The following is a 22,962-nucleotide window of genomic DNA, read 5'->3' on the forward strand; positions in this document are numbered from 1 at the left end:
CGGGGAGACCTGGTCATGCGGCCCGGAGCGGGGCCGGGGTTTGGGTTCAAAGCGGTGGGTGGTTGCCCTGGCAGGTGTAGCGATTTCAATTGAAATTGGATTCGTCACGTCTCCGACGGAGCCTGCGGTGCAGAGATCCAATTCCAACCGAAATCGCGGAGGTTCCCCACTGTTCGATCAGTGCCGTCGTCCGGCGTGCGGTGCCCGCCTCTCGGAGCCCCCTGGTGGGCCCTGGGCGGCTCTCACTCATCATGTCTCTGGGGGCTGGTGAGCAGGGAGGTTGTGCGATGGGGGTCGTGGACGAGGTTCGCGCGGTGTGGGGCGTTGCTGCGCTGCGCGGTTTGTGGGAGCAGGCGCGGGAAGCGCTGGAGTCACCGAAGCCGCCGGCGACGTTCCGGCTGGAGTTGCCCGATGCCGAGGCGCAGCGGCTCGTCGGCGAGGTGTACGGGCGGCCGATGGTGGGGCGGGGAACGCGGATCAGCGTGTCCAAATTGGACGATGCGGTGCGTGGGAGCCGGTTCGGCTTGGGGCTGGCGGAAGTCCTGGAGATCCTGCACGAGCGACCGGTGGTCCAGCGCGAGTCGGATTCCCCGGACGCACAGCGAGAACCCGAGCCGCTGCGCGCGGCGTTGATGGCACACGGGCTCGCGGAGACCGGTTGGGCCGTGCCGTGGATGCAGTGGATCCAGCAGTACGGGCGCGTGGCAGCGGACGAACTTCCCGCCATCGCGCGGAGCGCGGCTGGAGTCCTGTCCGCGCTCGCGCTGGATCGCGCGCCCGCGGCCTGGGTTTCGCGTGGTGAACTCGCCGCTCGATTCGGGGATTCGCACCAGCTCGACAGCGGCACGACTCTGAGCCGGGTCGTGCTCAAGGCCGCTGCCCTGGCCCACGGAGTCGAGTCACCTGGGAACGAGCGGGAGCGGCGGGCGCTGTGGGAGCGCTGCGGCGTCACCCTCGACGCGGTGTCCGCGAGCGTGCTGACCTGGGCGTTGCCGCTGGTCGGCGACGATTCCTGGTCGAGCGGTGTCCGGCAGCGGTCCGCGATCGGTCTGCCCACGCACCTGACCCACCTCGACCTGCGCACGGCTCCGGCACGGCTCGTCGAGCCCGGTACCGCCGTCGCGGTGTGCGAGAGCCCGCGCGTGCTGGAATCCGCCGTGCAGGAACGCATCGACCACCCCGTGGTGTGCGTGTCCGGCCACCCGACGACGGTCGCGCTGGCCCTGCTGGACCGGCTGACCACCGAGGGCGCGACCCTGCACCACCACGGCGATTTCGACTGGGCCGGCATCGGCATCACCCGGTCCCTCTGGGAGCACCACCGCGCCCGGCCCTGGCGGATGTCGTCCGGCGACTACCGCGAGGCGCTCGACCGCGCGGCCGCGGACCGCACCGACCTGCCGAACCTCGTCGGCGCCGCGCTGGAGACGCCGTGGGATCCGGCGCTGGCCGAGCTGATGTCCACCGCGGCCCGCGCCGTCGAGGAGGAGGTCGTGCTGCCGAGCCTGCTCGCCGACCTCCGGGCCGGGCTCACAGCAGCTGGTACATGACGTGCAGGCCGACGTAGCCGTGCGCCGGGTGGTGGAAGGCCTGCGGGAGCGTCGCGACGATCTCCATGCCCAGTGACCGCCACAGCGCGACCGCCCTGGTGTTGGTCTCCACCACGGCGTTGAACTGCATGGCGCGGAAGCCGTCGGTCCGCGCCTGGTCCAGCACGTGACGTCCCAGCGCCCGCCCGGCACCGCGCCCGGCGTGCGCCGCGTCGACCATGAAGCTCGCGGTCGCCACATGACCGGCCGGGCCCTCGTGGTTCGGCCCGGACACCGCGGTGCCGAGCACCGTGCCGTCGTCGTCGACCGCCACCACCGTGCGACCGGGCAGCTCCGGGAACCACCGCTCCCGGGCCCGTTCCTCCGAGATGTCCCGGTCCCAGGAGAACGTCTCCCCCGCCGTCACGATGTCCCGCATGAACGGCCAGATCGCCGACCAGTCGTCGAGGCGCGCTGCACGAATCCGCATGGCAGCAGCTTCACCCGCGGGGCCGCCCGGCCGCCAGTCATTTTCGCCACCGCCGCACGACGAGTTGCCGTCCGCGATCTGCGGTAGCTTTCGCCCATGTCATCGGTCGTCGTGGAGTTCTCGGCGCGGGAGCCGCAGCGGCTCGCGCGGTGGTGGGCCGACGTGCTCGGCTGGAACCTCGACGCCGGGTCCGGAACCGCGGTGCACCCGGGCGGCGCGGGCGTGGAGCTGCGGTTCGTGCCGGGCGCGGTGGCGAAGACCGCCAAGAACGGCGTGCACCTGGACCTGCGCAGCGAGTCGCACGACGACCAGACCAAGCTCGTCGAGCGGCTGTTCAACGCGGGCGCCCGGTTCGCCGACATCGACCAGAGCAGCGACGTGCCCTGGGTGGTGATGGCCGACATCGAGGGCAACGAGCTCTGCGTGCTCGAACCCCGCAAGATCTACGAGCGCACCGGCCCGATCGCCGCGATCGTGGTCGACACCCCCGACCCGCGCTCGCTGGCCCGCAGCTGGGCCGAGACCACGGGCATGGACCTCGCCACCGACAGCGCCGAATTCGCCTCCCTCCACCCGGCCTCCGGCGAAGGCCCTCACCTGGAGTTCCTCGCCGCGGAATCCGGTCCCACCGGAATGCTCCGCATCCTCCCCGCCTGACCCGACGAGGCCGACCACGTAATTTCCATTGAAATCAGACCCGCAATTTCAATGGAAGTTGCGGACCCCTCCGGCGTGTCGGGCACCCGACACACCGACGGCGCGTCGGGCATCGCGCGATTTCAATGGAAATCAGACGTCTGATTTCCATTGAAATCGCACCACCACCGGACGCAGCACCGGGCCGAGGCACCGTCCGGACGGGTACCGGCAGTGTCGTTGGCCTGCGGTTCTCTTCGGCAGCACGGGTCGGGCGGAGTGCCCGAGTCTCGGGGCGGGCCGAGGTCAGCGGCGGGCTGGTTCGATGATGCGGATTCCGTGGAGGCGGCGGATGAAGTCCGCGCCGAATGCCGTGGACGGCGTGTGGGCACCCGGTTCCGGCGGTTCGGACTGCAGGGCGTTGACCGCGCGCAGGACCGAGTCCGCCGTGAGGTCGTAGGTGTCCGGGCCAAGCAAGGCCGCGCAGACGCTGCGGCCGGAGGCGTCGGTGGCCTCGGCGTACACCTCGACCCAGCTGCGCGACCGGGCGGTGTGGCCGGGTCCGCGCACGACAGCGCCGATCGCCGCTTTGCCCAGCCGCTGCACCACGTGCGTGCGCATCAGCGCTTGGGACAGCCGGCTCGACCGCGTGCCCGCCAGGTCCAGGCCCGGCAGGTGGGCGAAGGTGGTGATGTTGCCGATCCCGGTGCTGCGGTAGGCCGTGCTCACATCGCCCCAGGGCAGCGAGGTGACCCGCCGCGGGCCGGACGGGAACGGCACCTCGCGCCGCCGCCAGCCCATCGGCACCACTCGCACTTCGCCGTCGATGCGGGCGCGACCGCCCAGCGCCGCGCCCTCCAGCGCGCTCTTCAGCGTGCCGCCGCTGATCCCGCCGCTGGCGTGGAACGCGAGGTCCAGGTGGGTCGCGGTGGGCAGCTCGGCGGCGACCATCGCGGCCAGGCAATCGGTCGGCACCACGTCGAAACCGGCACCGGGCAGCAGCACCGACCCGGCGCTGCGGGCCTGCTCGTGCCGCGCGAACACCGCCTCGAACACGTCGATCTCACCGGTGATGTCCAGGTAGTGCACGCCGTTTCGCAGGCAGCCGTCGACCATCGCCTCCGAGGTCGCGGAGAAGGGGCCGGCGCAGTGCGCGACGACGTCAACGCCCTGCAGACCGGCGTCCACCGCGGCGGGATCGGCGAGGTCGAAGGTGCGGTGGGGCAGCCCGCGCGGGGCGGCCACCGCGGCGACCTTCGCCGGATCGCGACCGGCCAGCACCGGGCGTTCCCCGCGATCGACCGCCAGGTCGGCGACCAGCCTGCCGGTGTAGCCGCTCGCGCCGTAGATCATCCAGGTCATCGCGATCCTCTCCGTGTTGCGCCGAACGTCCTGCTAACGAACACCGTTCAGGGGCGTCACGGGTTGCCGGGAGTTTCTTCGATCACCCTGGCGGGTGTCATCGCAGCGGGCGGCCGAGCGCGGTGGCGATCGCGTTCGCGGCTTCCCGCATCCGGTGCAGGGGTTTGTCCGGCACCGGTTGGTCGACCGGGGCTCGGACGGTGGTCAGCGAGATCGCCGCGCCCAGCTGTCCGGTCGCGTCCGGGATCGCGACGCCGATGCAGTGCACCAGTGGCTCGAACTCGGCCTGGTCGGTCGCGTAGCCGAGGCGGGCGACCGTCGCGAGGTGTTCTCGGAACTCGGCCGGGTCGGTGATGGTGCGCTCGGTGAAGCGGGTGAAGGTGTGCGCGGCCAGCAGGCGGTCGCAGTGCGGTGCGGGCAGCGCGGCCAGGATCACCTTGCTGGCCGCCGCGGTGTGCAGCGGAACCGCTCGCCCGATGCGCGACCAGGTGCGGATCGTCGCCGCGCCCTCGATCTTGTCCACGTAGACGATCTGGTCGTCGACCAGCTGGGCCAGGTGCACCGTCGCGCGGGTCGCATCGGCGAGCGCGATCAGGTGCGGGCGGGCCAGGACCCGCAGGTCCATCTCGTCGAGCACCTGCTGGCCGAGCTCCACCAAGCGCAGCCCGAGCCGGTACCGGTTGTCCGGCCCGCGGGCGATCAGCCCGCCGTCGGCCAGCGGTTGCACCATGCGCAGCGCGGACGAGCTGTGCACGCCCAGCTCCCGCGCCAGCTCAGCGATCGTCTTGGGCGCCGCGGCGAGGGATTCGAGCACGTGAACCGCCTTGGCGACCGTCTTGGACATCCCCACCCCCTCCAGGGCTGCAAGATTAACAGACCTATTGCACATATTGCACAGTCGCCGAGATGTGACCGCGATTCATATTCGTCGGAATCGAGAGGGAATTGCGCGGACCAAGACCAGGACGACACGCCGAAAAGCCTTACTCGGTCGGGTGAAAAACTTCTCCCCACTCGACCCCGAATTGACAGCCATCACGCCGGGTGATCGACTCCCGATGCCCCTGACGGCAATTCGGCAGACGGAAAGAAGGCATCGGAATGCGACGTTCACCCGTCCTGTTCAGCATTGCGGCCGCACTCACCGCGTTCGCGATCGCTCCCGCGGTCCCGGCGATCGCCGCCCCCGAACAAGCCCCGGCGTGCGCGCTCTTCGCCTACCAACCGACGCGCGAGGGCAACACGCTGGTGGCCAACGGCGGGCGCACCGGCTGCCTGAACACGGCGACGGTCAACGTCCGCATCGTGGTGTCCCAGAAGGACGCCGCGCCCAAGGTGATCGGCGAGCTGGCGCAGAGCGGCACCGAGATCAACCTGACCACGAAGGCCCCGTGCAACACCGGCGCCACCGTCGAGGTCTACACGGAAACGGTCAGCTCCACCGGAGCCACCTACCGCTCCTCTTCAACCACATTCGAGAAGTGCTGATTCTTTGGTTCTTCGCATCTCGTTCTGCGTGGCGGTGCGGGTAGCGGAACCTCAGCGCCCGCCTGGACTCCGGGTGCCCGGCCTTATGTATGACCGCGGTCACTGTTCACCACCGAAAGCGGCTTCGCCGCTTGCCTGACGATTCAGGATTGCGCTTGCGACTCTCCACTTCTGCTTCCCGCCACAGGTAACGAGAACCGAAAGCGCATGCGCCGCAGGTGAATTGCTCGCCTGCGGCGCGTGCTGCGGTCACTCTCCCTCAGAGGAGGGCGAGTGCCGCGTCGACGACCAGCCAGGTCCCGAAGATCGCGAAGAGGGCCGCCGCTCCGTAGCGGATCAGCCGCTCCGGCAGGTGCTTGCCGAGCAGCAGGCCGATGCCGATGGCCAGCGCGTCGGCCACCACCATGCCGATCGTCGAGCCGATCCAGGTGCCGAGCCAGTCGTGGTGGGTGGCCAGCGTGACCGTGGCCAGCATCGTCTTGTCGCCCAGTTCCGCGAGGAAGAAGGCGATCGTCACCACCAGCACCGCCGAACCCGCACGCCGGGAGGCCTTTCGCTTCTCCTCCTCGGTCAGGTGATCACCGCGCAGCGTCCACGCGGCGAAGCCCAGGAACGCCACTCCCGCGATCAGCGCGATCCACTCGGTCGGCAGCAGTTCGCCCATCCCGAAGCCCAGCGCGACCGAAACCGCGTGCACCACGGTGGTGGCGATGGTGATGCCGAGCAGCACCTGCCACGCGCGGTAGCGGGTCGCGAAGGTCATCGCCATCAATTGGGATTTGTCCCCGAGTTCGGCCACGAAGATCGCCACGGAACTCAGCGCAAGACTGCCCAGCACGATGAATACCCACCTCTTCGATCACGGCCAGGACGAAGGCGCGCAGCATCTTCGGCCCGGCATGCCATTGCCGGTTCCGAAGGTCTCGCCCACCTCTGATCCAAGGCTCCGCGACCGGGTGCGCAACGAACGGGCACCAGCATGTCGACCGCGGGATTGCGGACTACTCCCCTTCTCCGATCCGGAACATTACCTCCTTTCCGCGAAATATCCAAAGCCCAATTTGAACGCCGCACCCCATTCCATGATTCCGATTCACCAAATGGAGTTTTCGGCGAGCCGAGAACCCGGATTTCGCCGAACCAATAGCGCTTTTCCCGAATCGCGAACCACCGGTGTTCGGAATTCAGCAGGAGCGGTCGCGACCTGCGCCGACGTCAGGTCTGCCCGAGCGGCCGCCCCGGCACGTCCGGGTCGCACCCCAGCCGGGGCAGCTGGGCGCGCACCGCGGCGCGGGTGCGGCCGAGCTCTTCGGCGAGCTCCCCGGCCAGCCGCGCCGCCGACTCGCCGAGCGCGCTCAGCCACCGCTCCCGCAGCAGTTCGCCGTCGGCATCGGTCCACGGCCGTCCCGCGTTCGGCGGCCGTGGCCGGCTGCGCCCGCGCCCGTTCGACCACGGCGCGTGGAGCGCCGCGAGGCCGTCCAGGGTCCGGGTCAGGAAGGCGCCGGCATCGCCCAGCCCGTCGACGGCGATCAGGAGGTTGCCCTCCGCCACCACGCGGCCGTCCGCGTCCGCCCCGGTGAACTCCACCGCCACACCCGCCGGCTGGTCCTCGCTGGCGGGCTCGCCCCTGGCCTTGACTCCGTAGGTGTGCTGTCCGACTCGAATCTCGTCCTGGAAATCCATGCCCCGAAGCTAAGGCCGACCACAGCGGAATCCCGGGAGTCAAGCATCGAACCGTCGCATGTCGGGATGGGTTCTCGATCGAGTGAGGGGCGGCTCACACCAGCACCAGGAACACCACCACCGCCCCGCCCGTTGAACAGGCTGGTCGATGCGCCCGTGTCCCCCGGGCCTCAACTATCGCCGTCGCGGAATACCGTTCGGCTGGAGCCGCGTCGCGCCACTCGCCGCAGAGGCGACCGGCGCGTCGACCCCCAACGAGAAAGATCCCCCGCCCTTCTCCTCGGACGGGGGATCTTCTCGCATCTCACGCCTGTCCCGGATCGGCGCTCCATCCGCGACGACCCGGGAACGCAAGGGTCAGCTGAACGGCTGCTCGTCGGGTTGGCAGACGAAGCCCGGCTCCGGAACTTGCAGGTCGACCAGGTAGTTCGCCGCGATCGTGTCCGCACAGGAGCTGCGGCCGCCCAGGATGCAGTGGCCGTGCGCCTCGACGGTGACCAGGCGGGCGTTGCCCAGCTGCTGCTCCATCCGGCGGGAGAACTCGTAGCGGGTCGCCGGGTCGTAGCTGTTGCCGAACAGCAGGACCGGGTTCTCCGCCTGGTGCGCCCACGGGCCGCGGTGCACGTCAGCGCTGGTCTCCGGCCAGGTCGAGCAGCCGGCCAGGTCGCTGAAGGCCTGCGAGCGGCCGAACGTCGGCGATTCCGCCTCCCACTGCGCCGCGATCCCGGCCACCCGCTCGGGTTCGGCCGGGATCGGCTTGTCCGTGCAGTTCACCGCGAAGTAGCTGTCGTCCACATAGCTGGACTCGGCGTCGGGCGCCGCGTCGAGCTTGCCGAGCGTGGTCGGCACGTTGAGCACCGTGAGCAGTTCCGGGATCAGCCCGGGCTCCGGGTTCAGCCGGCGGTGCAGGGACTGCAGGTCGGTGGCGAGCTGCCGGAACTTCTCCGGATTGTACAGCGCGCTGCCGGTGCCGTCGGTGAACTGGTCGAGGGTGATCTCCGTGCCGTCGGGCATGGTGATCGGCTCTTCGCGCAGGTGATCGCGGATCTCGTCGAACTTCGCCCGCGGGTCGCCCTCGCCGAAGGCGCACTTCTGCGGGTTCTCGGCGCAGCGCTTCAGGAATCCGTCCAGCGCGAGCTCGAAGCCCTGCGCGCGCTCGCGGTCGTACTGGACGCCGTCGGAGGTCCGCAGCGCGGGGTCGACGTTGCCGTCGAGGACGATCGCGCGGCTGCGTTCCGGGAACAGGTTGACGTAGGTCGCGCCGAGCAGGGTGCCGTAGGAGAAGCCGACGTAGTTGAGCTTCTCGTCGCCGACGCCCTGCCGCATCAGGTCCAGGTCCCGCGCGACGTCCTCGGTGGACATGTGCCGCAGCAGCTCACCGGCGTTCTTCGCACATGATTCGCCGTACTCCTGGTAGGCGTCCATGGTGGTGTCGATCTGCTCGTCGGTAACCGGCACCGACGAGATCCGGCCCAGCACCTCCTCTGCCTGCTTGGCGGACTTGAAGCAGCGCAGCGGATCGCTGTTGTTCACCCCGCGCGGGTCGAAGCCGATGATGTCGAAGCGCTCCAGCACCTCCGGGTCGAAGCGCTCGACCGCCGTGGTCGGCCGGTTGTAGCCGCTGCCGCCGGGGCCGCCCGGGTTCAGGAACAGCGATCCGATGCGCTGGTCCGGGCTGGTCGCCGCCCGCCGCATCATCGCCAGCTCGACGGTGCCCTTGCCCGGGTCGGCGTGGTCGATCGGCACCGGGTAGGTGGCGCACCGGAAGAGGTGCCGCTCGGTGATCGGAACCCCGCTGAGGTCCGCTGAATCGCACTTCTCCCAGGAGACCGGCTCGGCGCCGGCCGGTTGGGCCGCGGCGGATGCCACCGACCCGGTACCCGCCACCAGCACGCTCGCCGCCACGGCCAGCACTTTGCGTAATCGGCCCGAATGCGCCGCCACGCGCACCTCCTCGTTCCACGGGTCAACTCCGCACCGGAGTCAACAGGCGGAACGGCCGCCGTCACACCGCAGAATGCACGAATCCCAACAGGACCGGAACGCGGTATTCGGCCGAATCCCGGGCCCAACAGCGCGATTCCGCGGTCCAAATCGGACACTCAGCGCATCTCGACCCGCCGTGCGCGCACGTGGTGGACGACGATCGAGACCGCAGCGGCCAGGAAGACGACCTGCATCAAGGTGCGCGGCAGCAGCGCATCCGTGATGTCGGCCGGGGCGGTCAGAGCTTTGTGGACGTTCGCGGGGAACATCACCACCAGCAGCGCGGCGAGCCCTGCGGCCGACCACGGCGCGGTCCGCCGCAGCAGCAGTCCTGCCGCGCCGAGCAGTTCGAGCACACCGGTGATGGTCACGAGCAGGCCCGGCGCGGGCAGCGCGGGCGGGACCATCGCGATCAGCTCCTCCCGCATGTGCACGAAGTGCACGACGCCGGTCAGCACGAACATGGCGGCGAGCCCGCCGCGGACGGCCACCGGCCAGGGGCGCAGCTTGCGGACTCCGGCGGCTCCGGCCACCAGCAGCACAGCGGTCACGACGACGAGGGTGATGAGCGGTTCCACGTGCACGAGTCCCTTCAGCCGCGGCCGGGTGCGGCCGCACCGGTATATTGGAGAGCAACGCTATCCAATATAAGAGAGTGGCACTATCCAATTCAAGGAGCAGACGGCGTGCGCATCTCCGAGCTCGGCCGCGACAGCGGCGTCGCGGTGGCGACGATCAAGTACTACCTGCGGGAAGGACTCCTCCACGAGGGTCGGCGGACCTCGGCGACCCAGGCGCAGTACGACGAGAGCCACGTGGCGCGGCTGCGGCTGGTGCGCGCGCTCATCGGCGTCGGAGGGCTCAGCGTCGCGGCCGCCCGCGAGGTGCTGGAGCAGCTGGACAACCCGCCGGAGACCATGCACGACCTGCTCGGCACCGCGCACCGGTCGTTGGGCCCGGCGGTCGACGAGGAGGTGGACACCACTGCGGCGGAAGCAGTGCTGGAACGGCTCGGCTGGCGGGTGGAGAGCGCCGACCGCCAGGCCGTCCGGCAACTCGCCGCGGCGCTCGACGCCCTCGAAGCGGCCGACTTCCCGCTGTCCGAGGAAGCCGTGACCACCTACGCGCGAGCGATGCGCGAGCTGGCCGAGGGCGAAGTCTCAGGCGTCCCGGTGGAGTCGAGGGAAGCCGCGGTGCGCTACCTGGTCCTAGGCACCGTGCTGGTCGAGCCGCTGCTGCTCGCGCTGCGCCGCCTGGCGCAGGCGGATGCCTCCGCTCGCCACTACGGGTCGTGAGTGCATAACAGTGTTCGAACACTGTTATGCACTCACGACCTACTGCTACGGGACCAGGTAGCGGCTGTCGCGGCTGTCGGTGATGGCCATGTGGCCCGGCGCGTGGCCGATGGCGAACGGCGGCTTGGACTGCATCACCGCCGCCTGCGGAGTCACCCCGCAGGCCCAGAACACCGGGATCTCACCGGGGCGGATCTCCACCGCGTCGCCGAAGTCGGGCCGGTCGATGTCGGCGATGCCCAGCGCTTCCGGCGCTCCGACGTGCACCGGAGCACCGTGCACGGACGGGTAGCGGGAGGTCACGCGGACGGCGGCGGGGACGAGTTCGGCCGGGACCGGGCGCATCGACACCACCATCGGCCCGGAGAGCCTGCCTGCCGGGCGGCACTCGCGGTTCGTCCGGTACATCGGCACGTTGCTGCCCGCCTCGATGTGGCGCACCGGGACCTCCGCCTCCAGCAGCGCGGCCTCGAAGGTGAAGCTGCAGCCGACCAGGAACGACACCAGGTCGTCGCGCCACAGATCGACGACATCGGTGCGTTCCTCGACCAGCTCGCCGTCGCGGTAGACGGTGTAGGCGGGCAGATCGGTGCGCAGGTCGCCCGCGAAGATCCCGGCGCTGGTCTCGCCTGGCTCGGTCACGTCGAGCACCGGGCAGGAACGCGGATTGCGCTGCGCGAACAGCAGGAAGTCGTAGGCGAACTCGCGCGGCAGCGCGATCAGGTTGGCCTGGGTCCACCCCGCGCTGTAGCCCGAGGTGGGCACGCGCAGCCCGGCGCGGAACGCGGCGCGGGCCTGCTCCGGGGACATCTGCTGCGGTTCGGTCATCGCGGAACTCCTGTCTCAGCGGCGGAAGCGGATTCGCTGGCCGGGGCGGGCTTGCGCGGCCTTGTCCAGATCGGCGGCGACGACCACGGCGATCACCGGGTAACCGCCGGTCACCGGGTGATCGGCCAGGAACAGCGTCGGCCGGGCCGAGGGCGGTACCTGCAGCGCGCCGGCCACCATGCCCTCGCTGGGCAGTTCATCGGTGCGGCAGCGCTCCAGCGCCGGTCCGGACAACCGCATGCCGACCCGGTTGCTCTCCGGGGTGACCTCGTAGGAGCTGCCGACCAGCGCGGTCAGCGCGTCCTCGGTGAACCAGTCGTGCCGCGGCCCGAACGCCACGCGCAGCGTGATCTCGCCGTCCTCGCACGCCGCCACCGGTGCCAGATCCACCTGCGGGAACCGCTGCGGCGGCGGTCCCACCGGCAGCTCCGCGCCCGGCGACAGCGGCTCCGGGCCCAAACCGGCCAGCACATCGGTGGCCCTCGAACCGAGCACCGGCTCGACGGAGATACCGCCGCGCACGGCGAGATAGCTGCGCAAGCCGCGGTCGGGCATCCCCACCCGCACGACCGCGCCCGCGGGGATCCGCAGCACCGAGTTCACCGCGGCACCACGACCGTCCACAGTGACCGGGCACGGCGCACCTGTCACCGCGGCGGTCAGGTCCCGGGTCGCGCGCACTTCCAGCCCGCCGAAGGTGACCTCGATCGCCGCCGCGCCCTCGTCGTTGCCCACCAACCGGTTGGCCAGCCGGAACGCACCGCCGTCGGCCGCGCCCGAGGATCCGACGCCGATCCCCGCCAGCCCCGGGCGCCCGAGGTCCTGGACCGTCGCGAGCGGCCCGGTGGCGAGCACCTGCAAGCAGCTCATCGGACCTCCTGGAAACGCACCCGCACACCCGGGCGCAGCAGCGCGGGCGGATTGCGGTCCACCCGCCAGACCTCGAGATCGGTGCGCCCGATCAGCTGCCAGCCGCCGGGCGATTCGCGCGGGTAGATACCGCTGAACGCACCGGCCAGGCCGACCGAGCCCGGCGGCACCTTGGTCCGCGACTCGACCCGCCGCGGCACCGCGAGCTCCGGCGGGCCACCGGCGAGGTAGCCGAAACCCGGTGCGAAACCACCGAAGACGACCGTCCACACCGCACTCGTGTGCCGGTCCACCACCTCGCGCTCGGTGAGCCCGGTCAGCTTCGCCACCTCCGCGAGATCCGCGCCGTCGTAGACGACCGGCACCTCCACCAGAGCGCCGTCACCGCCGGCTGTTCCGCGCGGCTCTACCGCGCGCACCGCTGCCTCGATGGCGGCGACGTCGGCGCGCTGCGGATCCAGGTGCAGCAGTAACGTCCGCGCCGCCGGGACCAGATCCGTGACTCCTTCGGGCGGCGCCTCGACGAGCGCGGCGTAGAGCGCCTGCACGGCTTCGAGGTCGGCCAGCTCGACGAGCAAGCCCGAATCAGCGCACCGCAGGAACCGCATCACAGCCCTCGCGCGGCGAACGGCTGCAGCTGAACTCCGCCGGCGACCAGCTGGTCCCGCACGGCTTGGGCGATGGCCACCGCACCGGGGCTGTCGCCGTGCACGCAGATCGAGTCGGCGTCGACGCGGATCTGCGAACCGTCGACGGCTTCGATCGGCTCCCCGGCCGCCAGCCGCAGGCAGCGCTGCGCGATCAGCTCGGGGTCGTGCAGCACGGCGCCTGGCTCGCGCCGCGACACCAGCGTGCCATCCGGGGTGTAAGCGCGGTCGGCGAAGGCCTCGCGGAACACCCGCAGCCCCGCGCGCTCGGCCTGCTCCAGCCACTGCGAGCCGGGCAGCCCGAGCACCGCCAGCGACGGGTCGTAGGCGCGCACCGCCTCGACGACGGCTGCCGCCTGCTCGGCGTGGTGCACGATCGCGTTGTAGAGCGCGCCGTGCGGCTTGACGTAGGCGACCTCGGTCCCGGCGATGCGGGCGAACCCGGCCAGCGCGCCGATCTGGTAGATCACGTCGTTGGCCAGCTCGCGCGGCGGCACGTCGATGAACCGCCGCCCGAACCCGGCGAGGTCGCGGTAGCTCACCTGCGCGCCGACCACGACGCCCTGCTTGGCGGCCTGCTCGACGGCGGCGCGGATCACCGTGGCGTCCCCGGCGTGAAAGCCGCAGGCGACGTTCGCGCTGGTCACGATGCGCAGCAGCGCCTCGTCATCGCTGAGCTCCCAGCGCCCGAAGCCCTCCGCGAGGTCCGAGTTGAGGTCCATGCCCACCTCACTTCCACAGCGCGGCGATGCCGCCGAGCGCGTTGTAACCCAGGTACACCGTCAACAGCCAGGCGACCACACCCACGATCAGCAACCACCGCGGGTAGCGGTATCCCCCGAGCAGGTCGCGGCGCTTGGCGGCGACGAACATCAGCACGCCGAAGCCGACCGGCAGGATCAGCCCGTTGAGCGCGCCCGCCAGCACCAGCAGCGTGGTCGGGGCCTTGTTGAGCAGCAGGAACACCACGGCGGAGATCGCCACGAAGCCGACCACGAGCCAGTTCCGGGACCGCTCCAGCTTCGGCGAGAACGTCACCAGGAACGACACCGAGGTGTAGGCGGCGCCGACGACCGAGGTGATGCTGGCCGCCCAGAGGATCATGCCGAACAGCCGCATGCCGAACTCGCCCGCGACGTGCTGGAACGCCTCGGCGGTCGGGTTGGCCGAGGTCAGCGCCACACCACCGGCGACGACGCCGAGGATCGCCAGGAACAGCACCAGCCGCATCACGCCGGTCACCAGCAGCGAGACGACCGAGCTGCGGCTGACGTCGACGATCCGCTCCGGGCCGGTCACCCCGGCGTCGACCAGGCGGTGCGCACCGGCGTAGGTGATGTAGCCGCCGACGGTGCCGCCGATGAGCGTGGTGATGGCCAGGAAGTCGACCTCGCTGGGCCACACCGCCTGCACCAGGGCCTGGCCGACCGGCGGCGCGGAGGAGAACGCGACGAAGGCGGTCAGCAGGATCATCACCACGCCGAGGACCACGACGATGCGGTCCATGGCCACGCCGGCCTTCTTGCTCAGGAAGATGCCGATGGCGATGGCGGCCGACAGCGTGCCGCCGATCTTGGCGTCCAGGCCGACCAGCGCGTCCAGGCCGAGCGAGGTGCCCGCGATGTTGCCGACGTTGAACACCAGCCCGCCGAAGACGACCAGCGCGGCCATCACGTAGCCGAGGCCGGGCACCACCTTGTTGCCCAGGTCCTGGGCCCGCATGCCGGAGACGCCGATGACCCGCCAGACGTTCAGCTGGACGGCGATGTCGACCAGGATCGACACCAGGATCGCGAAGGCGAACGCGGCGCCGAGCTGGATGGTGAACTCGGTGGTCTGGGTGATGAAGCCGGGTCCGATCGCGCTGGTGGCCATCAGGAACACCGCGCCGAGCAGGGTGCGGCGCTTGGCCGCCGAGGATCCCTTCTCGGCCGTGGTCGTCTCAGCCATGGCACTCCGATCAGCTGCGCACCGGCCGATGGCCGGTGACGGGAACGTCGACTTGGGGACCGCAAGAGCAGGCGGTTCGGGTCAACATAGAGAATTGTTGAACAATTCTGCAATACCCTCCGTGGAACTTTCTCGTTACACTCGAGATCAACTGCAATCGTTGGGAGCTGGATTGACCGCGGACCCGTGGGCGGACCTCCTGGCGGCCGACCGGTCGCTGCTCGACCGCACGAGCACGGCCGAACGGGTCGCCGACCTGCTGCGCCAGCGGGTCATCGACGGCGCGCTGGCGCCGGGCACCCGGCTGTCCGAGGAGAGCGCGGGCCGCGCGCTGGCGGTGTCGCGCAACACGCTGCGCGAGGCGTTCCGGCTGCTGGTGCACGAGCGGCTGCTGGTGCACGAGTTCCACCGCGGGGTGTTCGTGCGGGTGCTCAGCGACGAGGACGTCATCGATCTCTACCGGATCCGCCGGCTGCTGGAGATCAGCGCGGTGCGCCGGGCCGGCGGGGCTCCGGCGGAGCTGGTGGCGGCGGTGGACCAGGCCGTCACCGACGGTGAGCGCGCGGCCGCGGAGGAACGCTGGTGGGACGTGGGAACCGCGAACATGCGGTTCCACGAGGCGCTGGCAGCGCTGGCCGGGAGCCCGCGGGTGAACGAGACGATGCGGCGGCTGCTGGCCGAACTGCGGCTGGCGTTCCACCGGATGTCCCGCCCGCGCGAGCTCCACGAGCCGTACCTGAAGCCGCACCGGGAGATCTCGGACCTGATCAGCGGCGGGCGGGTGCAGGAGGCCGCCGACCGCCTGGAGGGCTACTTCGACGCCGCCGAGGCCCAGCTCGTCGCCGCTTACCGCAGCTACACACCGGAGTGATCCCCAGCGAGGGCCCTCCGCGGTGCATCAGTCCAGCGGATCACCAAGTTCCGCTGAACGACCACCCCGGCAACGCGACCACCGGCAGGCTCTAACATCGCCGTGCGTGAGGCTTCCGCTGAACGCCGTCGTCGAGGGCCACCAGTACCTCCGCGAGGCCATCTCCGCCCTGACCGATGAACAGGTCGCCGCGCCGTCGCTGCTCCCCGGCTGGAGCCGCGGGCACGTGCTCGCTCACCTGACCGACAACGCGCGGGCGTTCGCGCGGGTTTCGGCGCACGCGCTGCGCGGCGAGCTCGTCGACGCCTACGACGGCGGGCAGGCGGAGCGCGACGCGATCATCGAGGGCCTCTCCGGGGACAGCGCCGAGCAGCACCGCGCCCGGCTCGACAGGCACAGCGCGGCGCTGGAGGCGGTCTGGTCGCAGGCGACCGACGCGGACTGGGACCGCCCGGTGCGGTTCCGCAACGGCGACCTGGCCGGGATCGTGCGGATGCGGTGGCGCGAGATCTGGATCCACCTGGTGGACCTGGACGTCGGCGTCGGCCCGCAGCAGTGGCAGCCGGAGTTCTCCGCGCACGCCATCGACTTCCTGCTCCCCCGCCTTCCGGAGGGCTTCACGCTCCGGCAGACCGACGGCCCGCGCACCTGGGCGACCGGCCCCGCCGAGATCAGCGGCCGAGCCCACGACCTCGCCGCCTGGCTGGCGGGCCGAACCCCGGAGCGCACGCCGACCGGCCCCCTCCCCGAACTGGGCCCGTGGCCACCCCACCCGATCCCGGACCAGCGCTCGAGCACTCACGGCTGAGGTGCCGGACGGCCAGCTCTCGCCCACCTCAACGGACGTCCAGCGGCACCAACCCACTCATGACCGTCACAGCGGTGGTGAACCTCCGCGATTTCGGTTGAAATTGGATCCTCCTCACCGCAGGTTCCGTTGTGAACGTGACGAATCCAATTTCAATTGAAATCGCTACACCACCCGGGGTGACCACCCACCGCTTTGAGCCCAAACCCAGCCCCACCCCACCGCACCCCTGCGCCGCCACCCACCCGATCTCACCGCCGAAGGATCGGTGTCCCAAAGCTCTACACTCAGCGGAATGCCGCGACTGATCCACCTCAACGGCCCACCCGGAATCGGAAAATCAACGCTCGCCCAGCGCTACGTCGACGACCACGTCGGTGTGCTCAACCTCGACATCGATCAGCTGCGAGGGCTGATCGGCGGCTGGCGGGACCGGTTCGCGGAGACCGGCGAGATCGTTCGTCCACTCGCCCTGAACATGGCCGGCACGCACCTGAGTGCCGGGCGCGATGTCGTGATGCCGCAGTTCTTGGCGCGGTTGAGCGAGATCGAGCGCTTCGAGGCCGTGGCGCACGAGAACGGCGCCGAATTCCGCGAGATCGTGCTGATGGACAGCAAGGAGCGATCCGTCGAGCGCTTCGCACGGCGCGGTGCGGACGACGATCTGCCGTGGCACGGGCAGATCAAGGCGATCGTCGCGGAGGAAGGCGGAACGTCCTTCCTCTCCGAGATGCACGACCGGCTCACCGAGGTGGTTCGGATGCGACCGCGCGCGACCGTGCTGAACAGCGAGGCCGGGGCAGTTGAGCAGACGTACGAGGCGCTGATCGGGGTTCTCGAGTGAGGTTGGCGCCGATCCTTCGGTGGTGATACCGGGTGGCTTGACGGCGTAAGGGTGCCGTGGGGTGAGGGCTGGGTTTGGGTTCAAAGCGGTGGGTGGTCGCCTTGCGTGGTGTAGCGATTTCACTCGAAATTGGCTTTGCTGCGGTTTCGATTGGACCTGCGGTGGAGTGGTGACCAGCCAATTTCAAGCGAAATCGCGGAGGTTCGGCACTCTGCGATCAGTTTGGAACCCCGACGTCCAACACCCTGCGGGCAGTGGTGAGCGGCGGTGGTGTCGATGGCACCACCACCGCGGCACGACTGCTCAGGCGAGGCCGGCGAAGAGGTCTGGTTCCCAGTTGTTCGGGCCGGTTCCCGGGCCTCGGTCGCCGCGGACCAGGAGGTAGTGCTCCAGGGCGAATTCCGGGCGCAGGACCAGCTTCGCGAAGAACTCCCCGTCGTCGAGGTTGACCTGGCTCGGGTACTGGCGCAGCGCGGCGATCTTGGCGGCGTGGAAGGCGCGGCCGTCGACCATCGCGGTCAGCTCCTCGTCCGGCACCGTGAACGGCTCGAAGCCCTCCACCCCGGCTTCCTCGACCTGCTTGAGGATCGAGCGCGGCAGCGTCGTCCAGTACACCTTCGGCACCTGCCACGCCTCGCCGAGCTCCGGCGCGTAGTCCGGGTCGGCGGCCGGGTCGAGGGAGGTCATCACGGCGCGGTGCGCGGCGATGTGGTCCGGGTGCCCGTAGCCGCCGTTCTCGTCGTAGGTCACCACCACGTGCGGCCGCTCCGCGCGCAGGATCTCCACCATGGCCCTGGTGACCTCGGCCGGATCCGCTGCGGCGAACGCGCCGGGTGCGGAATTGCCGTCCTCGCCCGCCATGCCGCTGTCCCGGAAGCGGCCCGGGCCGCCCAGCCAGTGGTGCCGGATCTCGCCGAGCTCGGCCAGCGCCGCGCGGATCTCGCCGCGCCGGTGCTCGCCCAGCGCGTCCGGGGCGCCGCGCAGGTGCGCGAGATCGTCGCTGACGACCTCGCCGAGCTCGCCGCTGGTGCAGGTCACCAGTGCGACAGAGGCACCTTCCGCGCTGTAGCGGGCCATCGTGGCCCCGGTCGCGGTGGCCTCATCATCGGGATGGGCGTGCACCAGCAGAAGACGACGATCGTTCATGCTTCGAGACTAACCGCGCCCACCGACAGCCGGTGGGAAAACCCCGATTCGCCGGGAAGTTCCGGCAATGTTCGCCCATCGGTCGACGACCACCGGGCCGGGCCCGGGTGAAGATCACCAGGCGCAGAAGAAGGAGGCATTGTGTCTGGACTATCCCGACGAGGCGTGTTCGGCCTGGCCGGCGCCGCAGCGGTCGCGGGCGCGCTCGGCACCGGGCAGGCGGTGGCCGCACCGGCAGGCAAGGCGCTGATCGGACCGGCCAAGGGCCGGCAACTGCACGTGATGAGCTTCAACATCCGCACCGACACCAAGGCCGCGCCGCCGGATCCGGACTCGTGGCGCACCCGCCGCCCGATCCTCGCCGAACTGCTCGGCACCGAGCAGCCCACCGTGCTGGGCGTGCAGGAAGCGCTGTACACCCAGGTCAAGCAGGTGCTGCAGGACGTCCCGCCGTTCTACGACTGGATCGGCCTGGGCCGCGAAGGCGGCGGCCGCGGCGAGTTCATGTCGGTCTACTACGACACCCGCCGCCTGGAACCGCTGGACTACGACCACTTCTGGCTCTCCGACACGCCGTCGGTGATCGGCTCCAAGTCCTGGGGCAACAACGTGATCCGGATGGTCACCGCGGTGCGCTTCCACGACCGCCGCAGCGGCCGCGAGTTCGTCCACGTCAACACGCACTTCGACCACCAGTCGGAGCCCTCCCGCCGACGCAGCGCGCAGCTGGTCGGCGAGCGGATCGCCGGGTTGGACGCCGGCCTGCCAGTGGTGCTCACCGGTGACTTCAACACCCCGGCCGGCGACTCGGAGTCCTACCGGATCCTCACCTCGGGCGGCCTGGCCGACACCTGGACGTCCGCGCAGCAGCGGCTCACCCCGGCGTGGGGCACCTTCGGCGGCTACAAGGAACCGGTGGAGGGCAAGGAGCGCATCGACTGGATCCTGCACAACGACCGGGTCGCGGTGCGAGCGGCGGCGATCAACGACTTCCGCCGCGACGGCCACTTCCCGTCCGACCACCTCCCGGTCCAAGCCCTGATCGACCTGCTCTGACCGCACGCGGAATTGACCGTCACGGCGCTGGGACGAGGACGATCCAGATCTGGCCGGGGGCGAAGGGGATCGGTTCCCCGGCCGGATTCGCATAGGTGGTGCCGAGTTCCGGGGCCGGGCGGTGCCAGCGGCCTTCGAACGCCGCGCCGTCGCGGAGCACCACGGCACGTCCGGTGCCGACGGTCTCCGCGAACGGCGAGGCGTTGCCCACCACGTCCTGGAACGGCGAGTCCGACACCGGAACTTCCTGCAGCACAACGGTGCTCGCCGCGAGGCGTCCGCTGTCGGTGGCCGCGTAGGGACGCCCGTCCATCGACACCAGCCACCGCTGCTGCGCCGGTGACCAGGTGAAACCCATCCGCGCCGACCGGTAGGCGACTTCCTCGGCGCTGGTCGGGACACCGCCGCCGGGCATCGGCCCGAAGGTCAGCGCGGCGTTCGGCGACCACCCTTCTCCGGCGGGCAACCGGGCCGGACGCACGTAGAGGTTGTGCGGCATCAGCCCCGGGCCGCGGTAGAACGCGCCGGGCACCGCTTCCGGCGGTGCGCTGACCACCGGCGTCCGGCCGATCTCCGGCAGGAGTTCCGGTGCCGCACCGGAGAACGCCAGCGCGGGGCGGCCGAACTGCGGCAACAGCCGAAGATCGGTCTGCCGCGCGCTGCGCACCGGCCCGACGACCGGTGGCCGCCGGGTGCCGAAAACCGCGATCAACCGGCTGATCCCGGCTTCCACCGGCTCCACGTACACGATGTCGGCCGCCCCGATGCCGGTCGGCGGGCGGGCCGGTGGCGCGTTGTCCACCTTCACCGCGAGCACCGGCGGTCCGGCGGGCGGCGGCGCGGGCGGTGGTTCGGGCGGTGGTGGTGGCGGCGGTCCCGCTATCGGCACCGTCCGCGTGCCGGCCGGTTGCAGGGCCAACCCGCCGAGCACCACGGCCCCGACGGCGACCAACGTGCCGAACACGCGCAACCACCACATCGCGCCTCCCCCTGCGGAGCGGTCCGCTGCCGGGTAGCTTCACCCGCTGCAACGGCAGCGACAAGGGGCCGACTGGCGTCTTTACCCGGCAAGAATCCCGTGCGTGCTCCAGGACGCTGCGGCACCCCGGAACACTCGCGGCGTTCAGCTGTACGGACGCCGGTCCCGCGCCTCCGCGGTCGCCCGCGCCCACCACACGAGCTGGTCCAGCATCACCTTCGCCGCCGCGGCCGGACCGGTGGTGTCGTGCGGGTTTCCGGACGCGTCGAAGCGCTCGTGGGCGTAGTGGAAGCTGACCGTGTCGCGGACGGTCACCGCGTGCAGCTCGGCGAAGACCTGCCGCAGCTGCTCCACCGCCCGCAATCCGCCGGAAATGCCGCCGTAGCCCACGAATCCGACGGGCTTTGTCTGCCACTCCGCGTGCGCCAGGTCGATGGCGGCCTTCAGCGGCGCCGGGTAGCCGTGGTTGTACTCCGGGGTGATCACCACGAACCCGTCGGCGGCGTCCAGCCGGGCCGTGTAGTCGCGCAGCTGCTGGGTTTCCGACGCGGGCATCACCGCGGGCAGATCGATCTCCGCCAGGTCGATGAGGTCGATCTCCAGCTCGGGGTGCTGCCGGGCCTGCGCGGCGAACCAGTCGGCCACGGTCCGGGCGAACCGCCCTTCCCGGGTGCTGCCGACGATGATGCCCACGCGCAGTCGGTTCTCGGTCATGTCTTCCTCCCATGATGATCGGCTTCCGGATCATCATGGAACCTCTACATTACTTTAAGTCAAGGACGAATCCGCCGCGGTTTCGGAGGTTTTCCGCAGCGTCGCGAACTCCTGCTCCGACGCTCCACGGTGAGCTCGTCGCCGACCAGGCCGCGGCTCTCCCCCGGCGCCAGCCGGAACACCACGGGCTTGGCGACGAACGGCGAGTGCGGGTGGGTGGCGACGTAGTGGTGCGCTACCTCGTAGTCGGTGAACCGCTGCGGCAGCTCGTCGGAGGCGTGCAGCACCCCCGTCCGCGCCCGCCTTCTCCAGGTTCCACAGTGGACCGTTGCGGACCAGCCGGTGCCGCCAGCCCGCCTGGTCCACCACCGCGCCGTCCTCGAACGGCATCGGCGAGAGCATCCCGGCGCCGAAGCCCACATCGGCCAGGTGGTCCGCACCCTCGACCCGGACCCGCAGCATCATGTGCGTCCGGTAGCCGGAGCCGTCGGGCTCGACCCGCGCCATCCGCCGCTCGACGTCGAAGCCCAGGTTCTCCAGCACCGCCGCGAACAGCAGCGCGTGCTCGAAGCAGTACCCGCCGCGCCGCCTGCGGACGAGCTTGTCGTAGATGGTGTCCAGTTCGGTCCCGGGGTGCTGCCCGAGGACCACGTCGACGTTCTCGAACGGGATGGCCTGGACGTGCGCCTCGTGCAGCGAGCGCAAAGCCGCCACCGAGGGACCGGGAACCGCCGGGTGCCCGATCCGCGCCAAGTAGCCCTCGAGGTCGGCCTTCTCCGTCTGCCACTCGTCTTTCGCGTGCTTTCCCATGCGCTCAGCCTGGCAATTCGAGCGCGCTGGAAATCAACGCAGGTGCTCGCACTCCTCGGGTTCGGCGTGCAGGCCACCGAGGGAGTGCCAGAAGCCGAGCGCCTCGGTCGTCGGCTCGAACGGCCCCGCGCTCCACCGGTAGTCCGGCCAGGAATCGCGCAGCAGGCCGACGGCGAGGGTGGCCAGCCCGCGACGGCGGCAACGCCGGTCGATGCGGACGTGGTCGAGCACCACGACTTGGCAGGCGTGGCAGACCCGCAGCTCCAGCTCGCCCACGACGAGCCCGTCCAACCTGATCTCGACCCCGGGCGGCCCGGCGGGCAGCAGCGCCGGGACCGCGGCCAACTCCAGATCACCGAGCATGCGGTCCAGCATGTCCGGTCCAGACCGGTTTGTCTTCCCGGCGAACGCCGGATTCCCGGATCACTTGACGCCGCGCTGCCAGGAGTCCAGGGCGATCAGCGTCTTCGTGCTCGTCACGCGGTGACTGCGGCGGATCTCGTCGATGGTGCGCTGCAGGTGCGCCATGTCGCGCACCCGCATCCAGACCAGCGCGTCCGGGTCCCCCGCGATGGTGAACACCGCCTGCGCCTCCGGCATCCGGGTGGTCGTCTGGACGATCTCGTCCACGTTGCTGGTGCCCAGGAAGCGCAGCTCGATGAAGGCCTCCACCGGCCAGCCGAGCTTGGCGTGGTCGAGCTGGACGGTGTAGCCCAGGATCACGCCCAGCTCCTGCAACCGGTCGATGCGCCGCTTCACCGCGGCTGTGGACAGCGTCACGCGCGTGGCGATGTCCGAGAGCGTGCGGCGTGCGTCCTCGCGCAGCAGCGCCAGGATTTCGTGATCCGTCGCATCGAGCGTCTGATCGGCCATGCGCAGCGATAGTACGCAAAATTCAGCGGCGCGGAAGGGCTTCATCGACCGAAGTTTGCGTGGACGTCACCGTTTCGGGTCGCGGTGTTGTGCGCCA

At 70.4% G+C, this 22,962-nt stretch carries 26 protein-coding genes; 8 read left to right on the forward strand and 18 right to left on the reverse strand.

All coding sequences use genetic code 11. From position 1 onward, the window contains the following. Window positions 1-287 precede the first annotated feature (287 nt). The gene (locus tag ATL45_RS04180) at window positions 288-1,550 is read left to right on the forward strand and encodes a TIGR02679 family protein (RefSeq protein ID WP_093151755.1); all 1,263 of its coding nucleotides are present in this window, start codon (window positions 288-290) and stop codon (window positions 1,548-1,550) included. Here ATL45_RS04180 and ATL45_RS04185 read toward each other — a convergent pair. Beyond that, window positions 1,531-2,019: a GNAT family N-acetyltransferase gene (locus ATL45_RS04185; RefSeq protein WP_093151757.1), complete on the reverse strand. Its 489-nt coding sequence runs from the start codon at window positions 2,017-2,019 to the stop codon at window positions 1,531-1,533. The two genes, ATL45_RS04180 and ATL45_RS04185, sit on opposite strands and share 20 nt — an antisense overlap. 96 nt (window positions 2,020-2,115) lie before the next feature. Here ATL45_RS04185 and ATL45_RS04190 point away from each other — a divergent pair, with 96 nt between their 5' ends. Beyond that, window positions 2,116-2,676, forward strand: coding sequence for a VOC family protein (locus tag ATL45_RS04190; protein WP_093151760.1), 561 nt, complete (start codon window positions 2,116-2,118; stop codon window positions 2,674-2,676). A gap of 285 nt (window positions 2,677-2,961) precedes the next feature. Here ATL45_RS04190 and ATL45_RS04195 read toward each other — a convergent pair whose 3' ends face one another. Together ATL45_RS04195 and ATL45_RS04200 are read right to left on the reverse strand one after the other, a co-directional pair. Continuing rightward, on the reverse strand, window positions 2,962-4,017 hold the full coding sequence (locus ATL45_RS04195; RefSeq protein ID WP_093151763.1) for a saccharopine dehydrogenase family protein: 1,056 nt from the start codon (window positions 4,015-4,017) through the stop codon (window positions 2,962-2,964). 97 nt (window positions 4,018-4,114) lie between these two features. After that, entirely contained in the window at window positions 4,115-4,861 is a 747-nt protein-coding gene (locus ATL45_RS04200) for an IclR family transcriptional regulator (RefSeq protein ID WP_093151766.1), read from the reverse strand. 257 nt (window positions 4,862-5,118) lie between these two features. Between ATL45_RS04200 and ATL45_RS04205 the strand changes: the two genes are divergently transcribed. Continuing rightward, window positions 5,119-5,505: a hypothetical protein gene (locus ATL45_RS04205; RefSeq protein ID WP_093151768.1), complete on the forward strand. Its 387-nt coding sequence runs from the start codon at window positions 5,119-5,121 to the stop codon at window positions 5,503-5,505. Between the two features lie 259 nt (window positions 5,506-5,764). Here the strand turns inward: ATL45_RS04205 and ATL45_RS04210 are convergent, their stop codons facing one another. The 4 genes from ATL45_RS04210 to ATL45_RS04225 form a co-directional block, all read right to left on the reverse strand. Continuing rightward, window positions 5,765-6,343: a TMEM165/GDT1 family protein gene (locus tag ATL45_RS04210; protein ID WP_246025157.1), complete on the reverse strand. Its 579-nt coding sequence runs from the start codon at window positions 6,341-6,343 to the stop codon at window positions 5,765-5,767. A gap of 377 nt (window positions 6,344-6,720) precedes the next feature. After that, a complete protein-coding gene (locus ATL45_RS04215) occupies window positions 6,721-7,188 on the reverse strand; it encodes a hypothetical protein (protein ID WP_093151771.1) in 468 nt (155 codons plus the stop codon). Window positions 7,189-7,545: 357 nt separating this feature from the next. Then, window positions 7,546-9,132, reverse strand: a complete 1,587-nt coding sequence (locus ATL45_RS04220; protein ID WP_246025158.1) for an alpha/beta hydrolase — start codon at window positions 9,130-9,132, stop codon at window positions 7,546-7,548. 158 nt (window positions 9,133-9,290) lie between these two features. Then, window positions 9,291-9,752 carry a DoxX family protein gene (locus ATL45_RS04225; protein ID WP_093152526.1) on the reverse strand — a complete coding sequence of 154 codons (462 nt, stop codon included), beginning with the start codon at window positions 9,750-9,752 and terminating at the stop codon, window positions 9,291-9,293. 108 nt (window positions 9,753-9,860) lie between these two features. Here ATL45_RS04225 and ATL45_RS04230 point away from each other — a divergent pair, with 108 nt between their 5' ends. Then, a complete protein-coding gene (locus tag ATL45_RS04230; protein ID WP_093151773.1) occupies window positions 9,861-10,469 on the forward strand; it encodes a MerR family transcriptional regulator in 609 nt (202 codons plus the stop codon). Window positions 10,470-10,514: 45 nt separating this feature from the next. On the opposite strand, the gene ATL45_RS04235 is transcribed toward ATL45_RS04230, so the two are convergent. Genes ATL45_RS04235 through ATL45_RS04255 form a run of 5 tightly spaced genes read right to left on the reverse strand, consistent with a single transcriptional unit; the run spans window position 10,515 to window position 14,764 of the window. After that, window positions 10,515-11,297 (reverse strand): putative hydro-lyase, encoded by a 783-nt coding sequence (locus ATL45_RS04235; protein WP_093151776.1) that lies wholly within the window; start codon window positions 11,295-11,297, stop codon window positions 10,515-10,517. Between the two features lie 15 nt (window positions 11,298-11,312). After that, window positions 11,313-12,167 carry a 5-oxoprolinase subunit C family protein gene (locus ATL45_RS04240; RefSeq protein WP_093151778.1) on the reverse strand — a complete coding sequence of 285 codons (855 nt, stop codon included), beginning with the start codon at window positions 12,165-12,167 and terminating at the stop codon, window positions 11,313-11,315. Continuing rightward, window positions 12,164-12,775 (reverse strand): 5-oxoprolinase subunit PxpB, encoded by a 612-nt coding sequence (pxpB, locus tag ATL45_RS04245; protein WP_093151781.1) that lies wholly within the window; start codon window positions 12,773-12,775, stop codon window positions 12,164-12,166. Before pxpB ends, ATL45_RS04240 begins: the two co-directional genes overlap by 4 nt. Then, on the reverse strand, window positions 12,775-13,536 hold the full coding sequence (locus ATL45_RS04250; protein WP_177241966.1) for a LamB/YcsF family protein: 762 nt from the start codon (window positions 13,534-13,536) through the stop codon (window positions 12,775-12,777). The genes pxpB and ATL45_RS04250 overlap by 1 nt, the downstream gene beginning before the upstream one ends. A gap of 7 nt (window positions 13,537-13,543) precedes the next feature. Beyond that, a complete protein-coding gene (locus ATL45_RS04255; protein ID WP_093151787.1) occupies window positions 13,544-14,764 on the reverse strand; it encodes an NRAMP family divalent metal transporter in 1,221 nt (406 codons plus the stop codon). 160 nt (window positions 14,765-14,924) lie between these two features. On the opposite strand from ATL45_RS04255, the gene ATL45_RS04260 reads away from it, so the two are divergent. The 3 genes from ATL45_RS04260 (at window position 14,925) to ATL45_RS04270 (ending at window position 17,287) form a co-directional block, all read left to right on the forward strand. Next, window positions 14,925-15,635, forward strand: a complete 711-nt coding sequence (locus ATL45_RS04260; protein WP_374703910.1) for a GntR family transcriptional regulator — start codon at window positions 14,925-14,927, stop codon at window positions 15,633-15,635. 106 nt (window positions 15,636-15,741) lie between these two features. Continuing rightward, window positions 15,742-16,443, forward strand: coding sequence for a maleylpyruvate isomerase family mycothiol-dependent enzyme (locus ATL45_RS04265; protein WP_093151792.1), 702 nt, complete (start codon window positions 15,742-15,744; stop codon window positions 16,441-16,443). Window positions 16,444-16,738: 295 nt separating this feature from the next. Further along, a complete protein-coding gene (locus ATL45_RS04270; protein WP_093151794.1) occupies window positions 16,739-17,287 on the forward strand; it encodes an AAA family ATPase in 549 nt (182 codons plus the stop codon). Between the two features lie 303 nt (window positions 17,288-17,590). On the opposite strand, the gene mshB is transcribed toward ATL45_RS04270, so the two are convergent. Continuing rightward, complete coding sequence (gene mshB / locus ATL45_RS04275) at window positions 17,591-18,415, reverse strand: N-acetyl-1-D-myo-inositol-2-amino-2-deoxy-alpha-D-glucopyranoside deacetylase (RefSeq protein ID WP_093152529.1); 825 nt, start codon at window positions 18,413-18,415, stop codon at window positions 17,591-17,593. Window positions 18,416-18,574: 159 nt separating this feature from the next. Here mshB and ATL45_RS04280 point away from each other — a divergent pair, with 159 nt between their 5' ends. Beyond that, on the forward strand, window positions 18,575-19,489 hold the full coding sequence (locus tag ATL45_RS04280) for an endonuclease/exonuclease/phosphatase family protein (RefSeq protein WP_246025159.1): 915 nt from the start codon (window positions 18,575-18,577) through the stop codon (window positions 19,487-19,489). Between the two features lie 19 nt (window positions 19,490-19,508). On the opposite strand, the gene ATL45_RS04285 is transcribed toward ATL45_RS04280, so the two are convergent. The 5 genes from ATL45_RS04285 to ATL45_RS04305 all read right to left on the reverse strand — a co-directional run bounded on the left by ATL45_RS04285 (window position 19,509) and on the right by ATL45_RS04305 (window position 22,865). After that, window positions 19,509-20,468, reverse strand: a complete 960-nt coding sequence (locus tag ATL45_RS04285) for a DUF3048 domain-containing protein (RefSeq protein ID WP_093151797.1) — start codon at window positions 20,466-20,468, stop codon at window positions 19,509-19,511. A gap of 144 nt (window positions 20,469-20,612) precedes the next feature. Further along, window positions 20,613-21,182, reverse strand: a complete 570-nt coding sequence (locus ATL45_RS04290; RefSeq protein ID WP_093151799.1) for an NADPH-dependent FMN reductase — start codon at window positions 21,180-21,182, stop codon at window positions 20,613-20,615. A 54-nt stretch (window positions 21,183-21,236) separates the two neighbouring features. After that, window positions 21,237-21,992: an arylamine N-acetyltransferase family protein gene (locus ATL45_RS04295; RefSeq protein ID WP_246025160.1), complete on the reverse strand. Its 756-nt coding sequence runs from the start codon at window positions 21,990-21,992 to the stop codon at window positions 21,237-21,239. A 33-nt stretch (window positions 21,993-22,025) separates the two neighbouring features. Next, window positions 22,026-22,367, reverse strand: a complete 342-nt coding sequence (locus ATL45_RS04300) for a hypothetical protein (RefSeq protein WP_093151802.1) — start codon at window positions 22,365-22,367, stop codon at window positions 22,026-22,028. 48 nt (window positions 22,368-22,415) lie between these two features. Continuing rightward, window positions 22,416-22,865, reverse strand: coding sequence for an Lrp/AsnC family transcriptional regulator (locus ATL45_RS04305; protein WP_093151805.1), 450 nt, complete (start codon window positions 22,863-22,865; stop codon window positions 22,416-22,418). Window positions 22,866-22,962: the final 97 nt, after the last annotated feature.

Origin of the sequence: Saccharopolyspora antimicrobica (assembly GCF_003635025.1) — a bacterium.
Taxonomy (GTDB): Bacteria; Actinomycetota; Actinomycetes; order Mycobacteriales; family Pseudonocardiaceae; genus Saccharopolyspora; species Saccharopolyspora antimicrobica.

Excerpts from the sequence above, each read along its gene's own strand:
- ATL45_RS04295 (WP_246025160.1), bottom strand. The coding sequence starts at position 21,992 with ATGGGAAAGCACGCGAAAGACGAGTGGCAGACGGAGAAGGCCGACCTC.
- ATL45_RS04215 (WP_093151771.1), bottom strand. The coding sequence starts at position 7,188 with ATGGATTTCCAGGACGAGATTCGAGTCGGACAGCACACCTACGGAGTC.
- ATL45_RS04235 (WP_093151776.1), bottom strand. The coding sequence starts at position 11,297 with ATGACCGAACCGCAGCAGATGTCCCCGGAGCAGGCCCGCGCCGCGTTC.
- ATL45_RS04180 (WP_093151755.1), top strand. The coding sequence starts at position 288 with ATGGGGGTCGTGGACGAGGTTCGCGCGGTGTGGGGCGTTGCTGCGCTG.
- ATL45_RS04270 (WP_093151794.1), top strand. The coding sequence starts at position 16,739 with ATGCCGCGACTGATCCACCTCAACGGCCCACCCGGAATCGGAAAATCA.
- pxpB (WP_093151781.1), bottom strand. The coding sequence starts at position 12,775 with ATGCGGTTCCTGCGGTGCGCTGATTCGGGCTTGCTCGTCGAGCTGGCC.
- ATL45_RS04305 (WP_093151805.1), bottom strand. The coding sequence starts at position 22,865 with ATGGCCGATCAGACGCTCGATGCGACGGATCACGAAATCCTGGCGCTG.
- ATL45_RS04205 (WP_093151768.1), top strand. The coding sequence starts at position 5,119 with ATGCGACGTTCACCCGTCCTGTTCAGCATTGCGGCCGCACTCACCGCG.
- ATL45_RS04250 (WP_177241966.1), bottom strand. The coding sequence starts at position 13,536 with ATGGACCTCAACTCGGACCTCGCGGAGGGCTTCGGGCGCTGGGAGCTC.
- ATL45_RS04240 (WP_093151778.1), bottom strand. The coding sequence starts at position 12,167 with ATGAGCTGCTTGCAGGTGCTCGCCACCGGGCCGCTCGCGACGGTCCAG.
- ATL45_RS04255 (WP_093151787.1), bottom strand. The coding sequence starts at position 14,764 with ATGGCTGAGACGACCACGGCCGAGAAGGGATCCTCGGCGGCCAAGCGC.
- ATL45_RS04200 (WP_093151766.1), bottom strand. The coding sequence starts at position 4,861 with ATGTCCAAGACGGTCGCCAAGGCGGTTCACGTGCTCGAATCCCTCGCC.
- ATL45_RS04185 (WP_093151757.1), bottom strand. The coding sequence starts at position 2,019 with ATGCGGATTCGTGCAGCGCGCCTCGACGACTGGTCGGCGATCTGGCCG.
- ATL45_RS04190 (WP_093151760.1), top strand. The coding sequence starts at position 2,116 with ATGTCATCGGTCGTCGTGGAGTTCTCGGCGCGGGAGCCGCAGCGGCTC.
- ATL45_RS04290 (WP_093151799.1), bottom strand. The coding sequence starts at position 21,182 with ATGACCGAGAACCGACTGCGCGTGGGCATCATCGTCGGCAGCACCCGG.
- ATL45_RS04285 (WP_093151797.1), bottom strand. The coding sequence starts at position 20,468 with ATGTGGTGGTTGCGCGTGTTCGGCACGTTGGTCGCCGTCGGGGCCGTG.
- ATL45_RS04300 (WP_093151802.1), bottom strand. The coding sequence starts at position 22,367 with ATGCTGGACCGCATGCTCGGTGATCTGGAGTTGGCCGCGGTCCCGGCG.
- ATL45_RS04195 (WP_093151763.1), bottom strand. The coding sequence starts at position 4,017 with ATGACCTGGATGATCTACGGCGCGAGCGGCTACACCGGCAGGCTGGTC.